Source organism: Caldalkalibacillus uzonensis (genome assembly GCF_030814135.1).
In the GTDB taxonomy this organism is placed as follows: Bacteria; Bacillota; Bacilli; order Caldalkalibacillales; family Caldalkalibacillaceae; genus Caldalkalibacillus; species Caldalkalibacillus uzonensis.
This window is the reverse complement of the sequence record NZ_JAUSUQ010000003.1, coordinates 26392-41400: the sequence shown is the minus strand read 5'-3', so window position 1 is coordinate 41400 and position 15009 is coordinate 26392. Positions and strand designations below refer to the sequence as shown.

The following is a 15009-nucleotide window of genomic DNA, read 5'->3' as shown; positions in this document are numbered from 1 at the left end:
GTAATGAAATGATAAACATGTGAATATAGCGCTTACATATCCCGCCCCAGCAAAAAATAGTGAGTCGGCTAAATGTGGGGTTAACCAGAAATCAAAAACAAAAACTATGTTTTATAATATCGTATACTTTGTAAAATTTAAGAATATTATATAATAACAAATGTGTGATGTAAAGAATTTTTCAGAAAAAAGCTCTCAGTGTAAACATTTTGTAAGTAATAATCCAGTTTAGTTTTGCTAGAGGTAGGTCAGCTTTGTAATAGGTTTTAATAAGTTGAGTAAAATAAAACACTATATGATAAAACCAAACTGTAAAAAGAGACTGGTAATATGAAGAATCTGGATTGTCTTTCTGTCAAAGGAGACGTGACCTTACAAAATAAAATGGACTGGGAAATTTGTTTCTAATTATCTTAACATTATGTTGAAAGCGAAAGATTAAAATGTTTATAATTAAAAACAACAGATTATGATTTTCGACAGATTCTAGATCAAAGGAGGGGAACAGTTGAAAGCGTTACACAAGATGAAGATTGTCGACGTAACTCAGGTCATGGCTGGGCCCTATTGCACAATGGTACTTGGTGATCTGGGTGCAGAAGTGATCAAAGTAGAAAAATATCCAAAAGGTGACGATACCCGGGACATGGGCCCCTATGTCAACGGAGAAAGTTATTGTTATATGATGATTAACCGGAACAAAAAAGGAATCCGGCTTAATTTAAAAAAAGAACAAGGGAAAGAAATTTTACTCAAATTGGTAGAGACAGCTGATGTGTTTGTCGAAAATTTTCGGCCAGGCGTGACAAAAAAGCTGGGTATTGATTATGACACTCTTAGGAAAATTAATCCGGGACTGATCTATTGCTCCATATCCGGTTACGGACAAACAGGTCCTTACAGCCATAAGGGCGGATTTGACATCATGGCGCAGGGGATGTCAGGTATTATGAGCATGACCGGTGAAAAGGATGGAGGGCCTTGTAAGGTGGGGATTGCCATACATGATATCGCTGCGTCCATGACGGCGGTATACAATATTTTGGCCGCATATATCCATAAGCTGGAGACAGGCCAGGGACAATATATTGATGTCTCATTGGTTGAATCTGGCCTGGCCTGGACCATCTGGGAAGCTGCAGCTTATTTCGGAGCTGGAGAAGTGCCCCAGCGCACCGGGACACGTCATCGGGTCAGCGCACCTTATCAAGGAATCAAAACGAAAGACGGGTATGTATTGGTAGGAGCAGCCAATCAGAGAACATGGGAAAATTTTTGCAAGCTTGTGGTGAATAAGCCGGAATGGATTGAGGATCCGCGCTTTGTCACGAATCAGGACCGCCAAAAACATGTGGACGAATTAGAGAAATTAATTGAAGAGATCTTCGTGAATGAGACCACTGAGTATTGGGTCACTAAAATGGAGCAAGCCGGAGTACCTGGCGGACCAATTCTCACCTATGATCAAACCTTAAATAATGAGCATATCCTGTCCCGCAATATGGTAGAAGAGGTGGAACATCCGGTGGCAGGGACCATTAAAATGCTTGGCATTCCGGCTAAACTGTCCGGAACCCCAGGAACGATTCACCGTCCTGCCCCTACCCTTGGACAACATACCGAAGAAGTGCTTAAAGAATTGAATTTTTCAGGGGAAGAAATTGCACGTTTGAAAAAGGATGAGGTGATCTAATCCTATTTAGGACATGATTATCAATTTTTTAGTTTTTATTATATATAGAACATTAGTCTAAAGGAGGAAATAGAATGCCAAAAGTAGAGTCAAAGCCCGATGTTTTCTATGAAAAAAAAGAAGGAATTGCCACTCTTTATTTTAATCGTCCAGAAAAGCGCAATGCGTTCTATCTAGGGATGTGGAACATGATTGGGGACGCATTGGAAGAATTGCAAGAAGATAGGGAAGTAAAAGTTTTGATCATTCGCGGTGTTGATGAAACCGCCTTTGCAGCCGGAGCAGATATCAGTGAGTTTAAAACTGTACGTTATACGGCTGAAGGGGCCAAAACCTATAATGACAGTGTGCTTGCTGTTGAAGAAAAACTGATCCATTTTCCAAAGCCTACGATCGCAATGATCCAGAAATATTGTGTTGGTGGAGGGTTGGAACTGGCGCTCGCTTGCGATATGCGTTTCAGCTCAGAAACGGGGCTGTTTGGAATTACACCGGCCAAGTTGGGAATTGTCTACAATTTATCTCCAACGAAAAATCTGGTCGACCTTGTTGGGCCGGCACGTGCCAAGGACATCTTGTTCTCCGGACGTCTGCTGGATGCCAAAGAAGCGTATGAGTATGGTTTAGTCGAACGGGTTTATGCCGATGATGAGATTGTGGAAAAAACGTATGAGTATGCCAAGACGTTAACAGAAAGGGCCCAGCGCTCCATTAAAGGATCCAAACGTATTATCCATGAAATTTTAAACGGGGCTCAGGATGAATCACCTGAGATTGCCCAGATGATTTTAGACTCGTTCGAGTCGGATGATTACAAAGAAGGCGTCCGTGCCTTCTTGGAGAAAAGAAAACCTAACTTTAAAGAAGTATAGAAAGGGAGTTGGCATATGCTTTACTCATTTAAAGGAAAAACCCCTCAGTTACATCCGTCCGCTTACATTGCGCCAGGAGCAAAACTGATCGGAGACATCACCGTAGGGGAGGATTCAACTATTTGGTTTAATGCGGTCCTCCGCGGAGATAATGCTCCTATTATCATTGGAAAAGGATCCAATATCCAGGACGGGACCATCGTTCACGTAGATCCAGGCTATCCGGTGAAGGTAGGAGATAACGTGACAGTGGGGCATAATGTAATCTTACATGGCTGTACCGTTGAAGATGGGGCTTTGATCGGGATGGGAGCGACCATTTTAAATGGGGCGGTCATCGGAAAAGGAGCCCTTATTGCTGCGGGCGCAGTTGTACCCGAGGGGAAGGTGATTGAGCCGGGAATGCTTGTTGCAGGAGTTCCTGCCAAGCCATTACGCAAACTGTCGGAGGAAAATATGAAGAGAGTACAAGAAGGTGCTTCTCATTATATCGAAAGAGGCAAGTTATACACCGAGGAACAGATAAAAGAGTGAGGAGTGAACAACCATGAGACCCTTGGATGGAATTAGAGTTATTGATTTATCCCGAATATTGAGCGGCCCTTATTGCACGATGACCCTTGCTGATCTGGGAGCAGAAGTGATTAAGGTTGAGCCCCCAAACGGTGATGATACCCGCGGGTGGGGGCCGCCATTTGTCGTTGAGGAAAGCGCTTATTTTCTGAGTGTTAACCGAAATAAAAAAAGCATCGTGCTCAATCTGAAAACAGAAGAAGGGCGGGAGATATTTCTAAAAATGGTAAAAGAAGCAGATGTTGTTGTCGAAAACTTCCGCCCTGGTACCCTTGATCGTTTGAAGATTGGCTATGATGTACTGAAGGAAGTTAATCCCCGCATCATCCTGGCTTCCATTTCAGGATATGGGCAAACAGGTCCCTACCGGAACAAACCAGGTTATGATGTCATCGCTCAAGGCGTGGGCGGACTAACGAGCGTCACTGGAGAGCCTGGACGCCCTCCCGTTAAAGCCGGTTTTTCAATCGCTGATATTGGCACAGGAATGTGGGCTGTAATCGGGATTCAGAGTGCCTTAATTGCCCGTGAGAAAACAGGTCAGGGGCAATGGATTGATGTTTCCTTACTCGATACAATGATTTCCTGGCAAACCTATCTCGCTGGGAATTATTTTGCCAGCGGCAAGGATCCTGAGCCTCAAGGAGGGGCGCATCCCAATATCGTCCCTTATCAATTATTTGAATCGGCTGATGGATATTTTAACGTGGCTGTTGGCAATGACTCCTTATGGGCCAAGTTCTGCCAAGTGATCGGGGAAGAGGAGTTAATTGATCACCCCAAGTATAAAACCAATGCTGACCGGGTGCGCCACCGGGAGGAACTCATTCCATATCTGCAGAACATCTTCCTGAAAAGAACAAGCAAGGAATGGGTGGAGGCGTTTGAGGAAGCGGGTATTCCTGCTGGACCTGTTCTCAAATTAAGCGAAATATTTACCGATCCCCATGTCCTTGCCCGTGAACAACTGGTTGAAGTTGAACACCCAACTGCCGGGAAAGTCAAAATGACAGGCATACCAGTTAAATTGTCTGACACACCGGGTGAGATTAAAGATCATCCACCGCTCCTTGGCCAGCATACGGAAGAGATTTTGACTAAATATGTTGGTTTGGAAGAAAAGAAAATTAAGGAACTGGCTGAAAAAAATATCGTCAAGGTCTACAATGGTCAGAAGGTTAATAACTAAATGAAGAGTGATTGATGTGAAGGGGGCCAAACAAGCATGATAGTGAATCATCCGGACGCTGTGGCTCGTTTGTCCCCCTATTTTGTCGACTATCGATAAATCTTTTAAGAGGGATCATCTTTTTTAAATTTATAGAAAATATAGTGGATTCTAAAACAGTAGATTGTTATCATTTTTGGTAAGATTAACGCCCATATCCTCAAGGCAGAGGAAAACTGAAAGGAGGGATGTCCGCAGGGAGAAAGGGGATGGTTTGAATGACATGTTTGACGCAACCCATCAAAAATCTCTCACAAGGGGGAAAGAAAAGATGCTCAAAAAGCAATGGATCCTATTACTCATTCTGACGCTGGCGGTAAGTGTGGTGTTGTATGGCTGTGGTGGAACTGAAACCGGACAGTCAGTGGAGCAGGAAGGAGATCAAGAAGCTGAAGGGCCACAAGACACTGCTGCAGTCGATTATCCTACACGCCCAATTGAGATGGTCGTTGGCTGGGGAGCAGGAGGAGGAACTGACAACTTTGCCAGGGCCATCGCGGCTGAATTGGAGGATCTTCTCGGTGTGACGATCAATGTGGTAAACATGGAAGGATCTTCAGAGGCGGTGGCCGGGATGTATGTACAAGAACAACCAGCAGATGGCTATACGTTGTATCCCACTTCAAACTATACGATAGCCCATGCTAACGGGCTGAATCCCTATGGCCTGGACTCCTACACTCCGGTAGCCCGTATTCAAGCTGATACGGCAACCATCCAGGTTAAGGCAGGAGGTTCCTTTGCAACGATTGAAGAGTTAATTGATTATGCTAAGGAAAACCCTGGCCAAGTCAGCATTGGCGGAACAGGTGCCGGAGCTTTTGATGAGCTTACTGTTCGTCGCTTTGAACAAGAAGCTGGAATTGAGCTGAATTATGTTCCTTTTGAGGGCGCAGGGGAAATGCATGCGGCGCTCCTGGGAGGACATATTGATGCCCAGTTTGAAGAGTTCGGGCCCACCATTGACTATATCAGAACTGAAGAAATCATCCCCCTGGTTGTATTTGCTGAAGAACGAGTGGATGAGTTCCCAGATATTCCGACTACTGTTGAAATAGGAATCAATTTAACAGACGGGCTTTCCCGCGGTATTATGGTTCATGGTGATACCCCTCAAGAAATTGTTGAAATTTTGGAAAAAGCTTTAGAAGAAGCAAAGGACCGCCCTGGCTATAAGGAATATGAACAAAATTCATTTTTACATCTAAGAGAGGGATGGTTAAATGCTGAAGATTACCGGGCGCTGTTAGCTGAACAGATTGAAACCTATACCGAGATTATCAAAAGCCTGGAAGAGTAGGAAAAAGAGGACCTTCCTCTTTTTCCTTTTGCTTCTAAGCTTTAAGAACTTGAACAGGGAGGTAGACGTATGAAATCCAACTTGGTCATCGCCATTGTGACCATCGTGTTTTCATTCTTTTTCCTGATTCAGGCCATTCAGATTCCTGATTCGCGTGCTCAAACGGCTGTTCCACCAAACTTTTGGCCCACGTTTATCTTGAGTCTGATGTTAGTGCTGGGCATCATTCTATTGGCCAAAACATTGATAGAAGCCCGCATGCAAAAACGGGAATCTGGTCAAACTGAGACCGAGCAAACAGTAGAGGAAGAAGAACATGTATCCGTATATGAACCAGAACTGAAGTATCCTTTTCGGTTATGGGCGATCATATTGTCCTTAACGGTGTTTATTATCACCCTTCCTTACCTAGGCTTTATTCTCGCCTCTTTATTGTTCATTCTCGTCGTCTCTTGGGTGATGGGTGTGAAAAAATGGATTCCGTTGTTGGGAGCCTCTGTTATCAGCACCGCTGTTTTTGTGTTTATTTTTACCAAGCTCCTTCATTTACCTTTGCCCAGAGGGGTTGGCTTCTTCAGGGAACTCAGCCTGTTTTTCTACTAACTATTAAGAGAGATTAGTGAAAAAAGGAGGATGGGTGCATGTTTGCCGAGCTCTTGGCGGGTTTGCTTAATGTACTACACCCAATCTATCTGATTGCCTTGTTTTTCGGTGTCCTGATTGGTTTTTTTGGCGGTGCTACTCCGGGGATCAGCGGCACCATGCTTGTTATTATTCTTATTCCGATCACATATGGGATGGATACCACTTCTGCCTTTCTCATCCTGACAGCCATCTATGCCACTGCTGTGTTTTCCGGTTCAATCAGTGCCATTTTGTTCCGCACACCTGGGGCACCGGAGGCGGTCGCTACTGTCTTTGACGGGTACCCGATGGCTCGCAGGGGAGAAGCGGGAAAAGCATTGGGGATTGCCATTTTCAGTTCCGCCTCAGGCGGCTTGATCGGAACGTTGATCTTAATTTTCCTCACGCCGTATTTAGCCAAAGTGGCTTTGGAATTTGCAGCACCTGAATACTTTGCTTTGGCCTTTTTGGGATTAACCGTTGTTGCCGCCTTGAGTAACAAGCAGGTAATCAAAGGACTAATCGGTGTTCTGTTTGGCCTGTTTATCGCCACTATAGGGATTGACTCCATGTCCGGCGTTCAACGTTTCACGTTTGACATGCCCAAGCTGACAGGCGGGATTAATTTTATTCCGATCTTGATCGGATTATTTGCCGTATCGGAAGTCTTGCGCCGGGCCCAACAAGATCACGCCATTAAAGAACAAATCAAAAAGGTGACCTCTAAGATTCCAGGGCTAAATCTGATTAAAAGTTTAACCGCCACGATTGGCCGGTCCTCTATTATCGGTACAATGATAGGTATACTGCCTGGCGCGGGTGCAACCACCGCAGCGATGATGTGTTACAGTGAGGCCGTTCGCTGGTCTAAACACCCCAAAAAATTTGGCACAGGTGTTCCGGAAGGGATTGCAGCACCTGAGTCGGGAAATAATGCGGCGGCCATGGGCGCAATGGTCCCCCTGCTTGCTTTAGGCATACCGGGAAGTGCCACCACTGCTGTCATCCTGGGAGCCTTCATCTTACACGGCATACAGCCCGGTCCTCTCCTGATCACCAATAATTCACAGTTGGTTTACAGTATTTTTATCGGTCTGTTGCTCTCTATTATTTTTATTTTGGTGTTAGCCAAGCCGTTCATCATGCTCTTTGCCCAGGTGCTCAAAATCCCATATTACTATTTAGGTCCTGTGATTTTGATGTTCTGCATCATAGGCACATTTGCCATCCGCAACAATGTATTTGATCTGTGGGTGATGTTTGCTTTTGGGGTTTTAGGCTACTTCTTGGAAAAGGCCAAATTCCCCATTGCCCCCATTGTCCTTGGGGTGGTATTGGGTCCCTTGGCTGAAGACCAATTCCGTCGGGCAGTTCAAATGGCGGGTGGTGATTTTCTGGTCTTTTTCAACCGTCCCATCAGTGCCACTTTGATCGTATTAGCCTTGTTGTCGCTCTTTTATCCTTTAATCAAGAGTTTGTTAAGCAGAAGAAAACGGGAAAATCAAACCTTTGGGGCTTAGCTGGAGGATATGTGCCGCCCCCCTTGGTTTATTGAGGCTATCGGTCTAGCCAATGTAAGAAAAAAAGTTTAAAATTGAAACAAAACATTTAATTTGCTGTTCAATTATGAAACATATCAAAAAAAGAATTGTTTCAACTCCAAGTTGAGAGGAAGTGAATCACTTATTGTGACAGGGTTTTGAACGCCATCAAAATTTGGCATGGATCTTGCAATAAAATTTTTCGAAGAACCTGAGTTAAAAACGAGTGACAAGGAAAAGGAGAGTGATAGCATGTTTGGTGAAAAGATGGATTTACGCTTACCCGGTCCCGTTCAAGTGCCGCGGGAAATACAGAGAACAATATTGCGTTCGTTTGATCACCCTATGATGGATTATCGGAATGAGGAATTCCAGGAAGTGCTGAAAGAGGCCTCCGAAGCTTCCAAAATGGTGTTTCAAACGGAAAACGATGTCTATTTGCTGTGTGGAAGCGGGGCTTCAGCCCTTGAGACGGCCATGGTCAATTTGGTGGGTCCTGCAGATACAATTGTCATTTGTGTCATCGGCTACTTTGGCGAGTATCTGGTGGGGATCGCCGAGCATATTGGGGCCAAGGTGATTCGCATCGATGCTCCATGGGGCCAGATCATAGACCCAGAAGATGTGCGGCGCACTCTTGATGCTAACCCTGAAGTGAAAGCAGTCTTTGTCACTCATTGTGAAACTTCTACAGGAGCGATCAATGACATTCAATCGATTGGGGCTATCGTGAAAAATTACGATGCTGTGCTGGTTGTGGATGCGGTCAGTTCGATCGTCGGGACCCCTCTGTATATGGATGATTGGCATTTGGATGTGGTGGCAACAGGAGGGCAAAAAGCCTTGATGCTCCCCCCAGGTATTGCTCTCGTCACTGTGAGCGAAAAAGCCTGGCGAGTCATGGATCAACATCAATGTCCATCATTTTATCTTGATTTGAAAAAGTACCGGGACTTGTTGCCAGGAGGACACACCCCCTATACCCCTAATATCGCTCTGGTCAATGGATTGCTCCAATCTTGCAAGATGATTGCTGAGGAAGGGATCGAAAACGCCTATAAACGTCATGCTTGTTTGCGCGAAATGACCCGTGCCGGAGTACGCGCTCTGGGACTTCCTCTTCTAGTGGAAGACCATGCAGCCAGTCCTACACTCACTTCTGTCATTTTTGACCGGTACGATGCAAATGAATTCCGCAAAATGCTGAGACAGACCTTTCATGTAGCAGTAGGCGGAGGATTGGGTCAATTAAAAGGCAAGTTACTCCGGCTTGGACATATGGGCTATACAGATACCGCCGATGTACTCAAAATGCTCAGCACGTTGGAGCTGGGATTACATGTTATTGGTTATGATGTGAAATTTGGTACAGCTGTCGAGGCAGCCCAACGCTACTGGGCTGATCATCACTATGAAAAGGTAGAAAATCCTTTTGCTCAAGTTTAATTGGTGAAAATGGGGGAATGGTATGGCTTCCATCGTCATCATCGCACCATTCGAAGAGCTGGCTCAAACTGCGAACAAAGCGTGTGAAACATTAGGGAAAGAGATTCCTATTATAACCTGTTCGGTCGATGAGGCGGTCACGAGAGCGAAAGAAGCAGAAAGAAATGGGGCAGAAGTGATTATCAGCCGGGGCACTGCGGCATGGAAGATCAGTGAAGCTAACCTCTCTATCCCAGTTGTCTCTATTCCCATTTCAGGATATGACTTGCTTCGTGCCTATGTGCAAGCAACTGCTTTGGGTGGACGGATTGGAATTGCGGATACTGAAGAGGTTTTGCGCGGAGTTGAAAGTTTAGAGGCTATTTTTAATTGCAAGATTAAAAAATACACTATTTACTCATTGGAGGATGTAGAATCAGCCGTTGAGGCTCTTCTGCAGGAAGGGATCGATGTATTAATCGGCAAATCCGTTTATGTAAACAGAGTAAAAAGTGTGAAAGGGCGACCCATTTCCACAGTGATTTTGTCCAGTGGGATCGAATCGATTATCCAGGCCATCTGCGAAGCGGAGCAGCTTATTTCAGTTCGGCGCAAAGAGGTTGCTCAAACAGAGCAATTGCAGACGGTATTGGATTTTATTACAGAAGGGGTGATCGCCATCGATCAACAGGGGGCGGTCACCGTATTCAACCCAGCGGCTGAGAGGCTGCTCAATCTTTCCGCTCAGTCGGTTAAGGGCCGGCCGATTGACAAAGTACTTCCTTCCTTCAAGATGACTGAGGTGCTTCAAAGCGGTGAAGAGAGACTGAACCAAATTATCGATATGCATCCTCTGAAACTGATTGGTCATTTGGTCCCAATCCATTTCAATATGAATGTGATTGGTGTGTTGTGCACGTTTAATGAATTAAGCCAATTTCAAAAACAAGAACAGGAAATCCGTCAAAAGTTATACCACAAAGGACATGTCACCCGTTATCAATTAAGGGATGTGGTCGGTCAAAGCCCAGTTTTCCAACAAACCCTGAATAAAGTAAAGAAGTATGCCGGCGTGGACTCTACCGTTCTTGTGACAGGAGAGACGGGGGTGGGCAAGGAAGTGTTGGCTCACCTTATTCACAGTTTAAGTCCTCGCTCCCGTGGGCCGTTTGTGGCTGTGAATTGTGCAGCGATTCCTGAACAGCTTTTGGAAAGTGAATTGTTCGGCTATGTGGAGGGGGCGTTTACAGGCGCCAGAAAAAAGGGAAAAGCAGGCTACTTTGAATTGGCCCACCGAGGTACCATTTTTCTAGATGAAATTGGAGAGCTGGACGAAACCTTGCAGGTACGGCTATTAAGAGTATTGCAGGAGAGACAGGTCATGCGTTTGGGGGATGAGCGGGTTGTCCCGGTCGATGTACGGGTGATCGCTGCTTCTAATCGGAATCTCGAAGACATGGTGGCAGAGGGGAGGTTTCGAGCTGATCTCTTTTATCGCATCAATGTATTACGGATCGATGTTCCCCCGCTAAGGGAAAGGAAAGAAGATTTTCCTCTGCTCTGTGAACATCTGATCAAAGAATTGCGTCCATATGTCCGGCGCCAAATCAAAGGCATTGAGAAAAAGGCAATGGACTTGATGAAACAGTACGAGTGGCCTGGTAACATTCGGGAATTACGCAATTTTATTGAGCGGGCTATGATCTTGTCTCAGCATGACTGGATTGATCTTGAAACAGTGTTGGAAGCAGGCGGTGCCCCGTTTCAAACACTGTACAAAAAAGAAACGGAAAAAAACGTTCCTCCAGTTGATGAAAATACCGTTCATAAACCAAGCGGACAAAAGCAGTTATCCCCCGGCCGTTTAAGAGATCATGAATACGATCAAATTTTTCGCGTTCTCAAGGAAACTCATTATAATCAGACCAAAGCGGCTCAAATCCTTGGCATCAGCAGGACGACGTTATGGCGTAAGTTAAAGGAAGCAAAACGAAATAAGCTGTAGTGGTTGCCATATGCAAAACTTCAACAGATGCGAGTAAGGGAGGTTCAGTGATGATTGAAAAAATAATTTCGGAATTGCAACGTGTAATCGATAAAGAGAGGGTATTATGGCGCAAAACGGATATGATGACTTATGCCTACGATGCTTCTTTTGCCACCCAACTGGAACCCAAAGAGCCGGAAGCGGTCGTCATACCCCTCTCTACTGACGAGGTGCAGGCTTGTGTACAGCTCGCCAATAAATATCAAGTTCCTCTCTACCCCCGCGGAGCAGCCACGGGTCAAACCGGAGGAGCGGTCCCAATCAAGGGGGGCATCGTGCTGGATATGTCCAAAATGGACCGCATTATCGAAGTGGATGACGAAAATTTCCAAGTGATTGTAGAGCCAGGTATCATTCAGGCCAATTTAAATGCGGCACTCAAAAAGTACGGTCTTTTTTTTCCTCCTGATCCCGGCAGTTCAAAAATGTGTACAGTAGGTGGTATGATCTCTAATAATTCCAGCGGATTGCGAGCAGTCAAATACGGTGTTACCCGTCAATATGTGCTTGGACTGGAAATTGTGCTTCCCACCGGGGAAGTGATTGTGACCGGCGGGGAAAAATCGAGAGCGCTAAAGTCGGTTTCTGGCTATGATCTGGCCCATTTGATGATCGGCTCGGAAGGCACACTAGGCATTGTGACCCGGATCAGGTTAAAACTTCTCCCTCTGCCGCCTGCACGAGGGATTGTCCTCTGTTCATTTCCAAAGATCGAGCAGGCCATTGAAGGCGTAAGGGCAGTCTATCATTCCGGAATTATTCCGTCAGCGATCGAAATTATGGACATTTATGCTACCCGGGCAGCTAACAAGATGCGTCCAGACCTGAATTTACCGGAAACTGAAGCCCTGCTTTTGTTCGAAGTGGATGGAAACAAAGATATCGTTGCCTTGCAGGTCAAAACCATTTCGGAAGCGCTCAAATCTCATACCGATTATGTCAAGTTTAGTGACGATCCAGAACAATGCGAGAATTTATGGCAATCAAGAAAAATTGTAGGAGCCGCAGTGGGTAATCTGAAACCAGGAGGGATCCGTGTTTACGGAGGGGAAGACATATGTGTGCCATTCTCCAGGTTGCCGGAGGCGATACGTCGCATTCACGAGATTACCAACTCTTATAATATTGTTTGCGGAATCTATGGTCATGTTGGCGATGGCAACCTGCATACAGCCCCGATTATTGATATCAATAATCAGCAAGAAGTGGAAAAGGCTAAGCAAATGATTGAGGAGATTCACCATCTGGCCATTGAACTGGGTGGAACCACAACAGCCGAACACGGTGTGGGCATTGTTCGGGCTCCGTACATGGAGATTGAGCATGGGCAGGCTTTAGATGTGATGCGGCGGCTGAAAAAAACTTTAGATCCCAATAATATCCTTAATCCTGGAAAAATGGCGTTACCAACTTAAGAAGGAGGCGAAGCATGTGAAACCATTAACCCCGGAACAGTCCATGTACACCTGCGTGCGGTGCGGTGCTTGCCGAGACGCCTGCCCTACTCTGGATATCACCGGCAGAGAAGCCGACGGGCCCAGAGGACGGGTGCTGATGGCACGGAGCCTGTTAGAAGACAGGATTCCAGTCAATGCTGAAATTGAGGAGCAGATGAGCCGCTGCTTGCTGTGTTCAGCTTGTGTGGATGCTTGTCCGGTCAATGTGCAAGTGCCTGAAATTGTGATGTTAGCCAAAGAAAAGATAGCGGAGCATAAAAAATCGCCGTTTCTTGTACGTACATTGAAGCGTTTTTTCTTCAACCATCTCCTGCCACACCCCCGACGGCTGCAGTTCTTGGGACATCTGCTTTGGCTGTATCAGCAGAGCGGGTTGAGGTGGCTGGTGCACAAACTGGGAATCTTAAAGCTCTTTCCCGATTCTGCCCAGCAGATGGAAGCAGTGCTTCCCGATTTGCTCCCTCCATCTGAGCGTAAACCTCTTCCCAGTTTTACACCTGGCTGCTCCGAACAAAACAAGCGAGCCGGCAAAGTTGCCCTTTTTCGGGGCTGTATCATGGATGTCATGTTTAGAGAAACAAATCGCCATTCTATTGAGCTTTTGGCACGTTCAGGGTTTGATGTGGTGGTACCAGATGACCAAGTCTGCTGCGGTGCACTCATGTATCATAATGGCCAAAAAGATACCACCTTGGAACTGGCCAAGAAAAACATTGAAGTGTTTGAAAAGCTGGACGTGGATTACATCATTTCCAACGCCGGAGGATGCGGCGCCATGTTAAAAGAATATGAAGAATTGTTTCGTCATGAACCGGAATGGTTGGAGCGGGCAAGAGCGTTTTGCCATAAAATTCGTGATATTAGCGAAGTCATTGTTGAACAGGGGACCCTTCCCAAAGCCGTTGGAAACGGAGAAACGGTGACTTATCAGCCCTCTTGTCATTTGCAATATGTGATGCAGGTTAAACGTGCTCCTGAACAGCTTCTTTCGAGAGTGGCCAACCTCCATTATCGCCCCTTACCAGAATCAAACCTGTGTTGCGGGTCAGCTGGGATCTATAACTTACTTCAACCCAAAATGGCGGGCGACATTCTTCATAAAAAGATGGGGTATGTCAAGGAGACAAGTGCCCATGTGATTATCACAGCCAACCCGGGATGCCTGTTGCAAATGAAGGCGGGCGTGCACAGTGAAGGGTTACAGAACTCGGTAAAAGTGGTGCATATTGTTGATCTTTTGGCCGAATCAGTTGAACGGGCTGAAAAACAAGCTTCAACAGGATAATGTCTCTGATAAAAGGCACCTTCCTTTCACCAATGATAAAGTGATTAAGAACTATGAAGAGCGGAAGGTGTCTTTTTTGTTTATAATTAAATTATCAAAAGTGACTTTAATTTGGGTATTTGGAGTGATATGAGTGATTTCAGTTTTTTTGTCCTTAATGCTATTAGGTCTTACGGCGGCCACTATTGGCAGTTTGGTCGGCCTGGGCGGAGGGGTGATACTGGTTCCCGTCCTTTTGTATCTGGGATTAATTGGCTGGCTTGATGTCAGCCACCAGGTTGCGGTAGGCACCTCTTTGATCGTTATTATTGTCACCGCCCTCTCATCTACCTTATCCTATCTCAAGCAAAAACGAGTGGAGGTGCAGTGCGGACTGCTTTTTTTCCTGGCCAGCGGACCAGGCGCCATTGCGGGAGCTATGATTAATCAAAGGATGGAAGTCGATCGTTTTGCAATTGTTTGCGGCCTTTTTATGATTTTTATGTCATTTATGCTGATGCTCAGGGGTAGATTAAAAAAGAAGAAGGAAATTTCTTGGAGTGTGACGAAGCGTTACATAGATCCAAGAACGGGTGAGGAGTATCGCTATGGATATCACCGCGGCATCGGGCTGATCGTCTCTTTTTTAGTCGGGATCTTAACCGGTTTATTTGGTCTTGGAGGCGGTGCTTTTATTATAAGTATGATGATTTTATTGTTTCATTTTCCGCCCCATGTCGCTACAGCGACCTCTATGTTCATTATTTTACTCTCTTCGATCATAGGCAGCTTCACACATCTTTACTATGGCAATATTAACTGGTGGTATGTTCTGGCCTTAGCCCCAGGGGCCTGGGTTGGCGGACGGCTGGGTCCCTGGATTTCAACTAAACTTCATGCCAATTGGATTGTCTTGATTTTAAGGATTCTGCTGATAGTGATCGGTATCCGCTTGATCTGGCAAGGGATTGTGGGATAAGGGGGG

12 protein-coding genes are annotated in these 15009 nt (G+C 45.7%); all 12 read left to right on the top strand.

All coding sequences use genetic code 11. The features are described from left to right. Positions 1-508: 508 nt before the first annotated feature. The 12 genes from J2S00_RS04795 to J2S00_RS04740 all read left to right on the top strand — a co-directional run bounded on the left by J2S00_RS04795 (position 509) and on the right by J2S00_RS04740 (position 15003). On the top strand, positions 509-1693 hold the full coding sequence (locus J2S00_RS04795; protein ID WP_307336159.1) for a CaiB/BaiF CoA transferase family protein: 1185 nt from the start codon (positions 509-511) through the stop codon (positions 1691-1693). A 74-nt stretch (positions 1694-1767) separates the two neighbouring features. Next, positions 1768-2565, top strand: coding sequence for an enoyl-CoA hydratase-related protein (locus J2S00_RS04790; protein WP_307336156.1), 798 nt, complete (start codon positions 1768-1770; stop codon positions 2563-2565). Positions 2566-2580: 15 nt separating this feature from the next. Further along, a complete protein-coding gene (locus J2S00_RS04785) occupies positions 2581-3099 on the top strand; it encodes a gamma carbonic anhydrase family protein (RefSeq protein ID WP_307336154.1) in 519 nt (172 codons plus the stop codon). 13 nt (positions 3100-3112) lie between these two features. Continuing rightward, positions 3113-4327 carry a CaiB/BaiF CoA transferase family protein gene (locus tag J2S00_RS04780; RefSeq protein ID WP_307336152.1) on the top strand — a complete coding sequence of 405 codons (1215 nt, stop codon included), beginning with the start codon at positions 3113-3115 and terminating at the stop codon, positions 4325-4327. 310 nt (positions 4328-4637) lie between these two features. Then, on the top strand, positions 4638-5666 hold the full coding sequence (locus J2S00_RS04775; RefSeq protein ID WP_307336150.1) for a tripartite tricarboxylate transporter substrate binding protein: 1029 nt from the start codon (positions 4638-4640) through the stop codon (positions 5664-5666). 69 nt (positions 5667-5735) lie between these two features. Further along, positions 5736-6269 (top strand): tripartite tricarboxylate transporter TctB family protein, encoded by a 534-nt coding sequence (locus J2S00_RS04770; protein ID WP_307336149.1) that lies wholly within the window; start codon positions 5736-5738, stop codon positions 6267-6269. Between the two features lie 38 nt (positions 6270-6307). Then, a complete protein-coding gene (locus J2S00_RS04765) occupies positions 6308-7810 on the top strand; it encodes a tripartite tricarboxylate transporter permease (RefSeq protein ID WP_307336147.1) in 1503 nt (500 codons plus the stop codon). 201 nt (positions 7811-8011) lie between these two features. Then, positions 8012-9277: a pyridoxal-phosphate-dependent aminotransferase family protein gene (locus J2S00_RS04760; RefSeq protein WP_307336146.1), complete on the top strand. Its 1266-nt coding sequence runs from the start codon at positions 8012-8014 to the stop codon at positions 9275-9277. A 22-nt stretch (positions 9278-9299) separates the two neighbouring features. Beyond that, the gene (locus J2S00_RS04755; RefSeq protein ID WP_307336143.1) at positions 9300-11261 is read left to right on the top strand and encodes a sigma 54-interacting transcriptional regulator; all 1962 of its coding nucleotides are present in this window, start codon (positions 9300-9302) and stop codon (positions 11259-11261) included. Between the two features lie 50 nt (positions 11262-11311). Further along, a complete protein-coding gene (locus J2S00_RS04750) occupies positions 11312-12718 on the top strand; it encodes an FAD-binding oxidoreductase (protein ID WP_307336141.1) in 1407 nt (468 codons plus the stop codon). Positions 12719-12734: 16 nt separating this feature from the next. After that, positions 12735-14045, top strand: a complete 1311-nt coding sequence (locus tag J2S00_RS04745) for a (Fe-S)-binding protein (RefSeq protein WP_307336139.1) — start codon at positions 12735-12737, stop codon at positions 14043-14045. A gap of 157 nt (positions 14046-14202) precedes the next feature. Then, positions 14203-15003, top strand: a complete 801-nt coding sequence (locus J2S00_RS04740; RefSeq protein WP_307336137.1) for a sulfite exporter TauE/SafE family protein — start codon at positions 14203-14205, stop codon at positions 15001-15003. Positions 15004-15009: the final 6 nt, after the last annotated feature.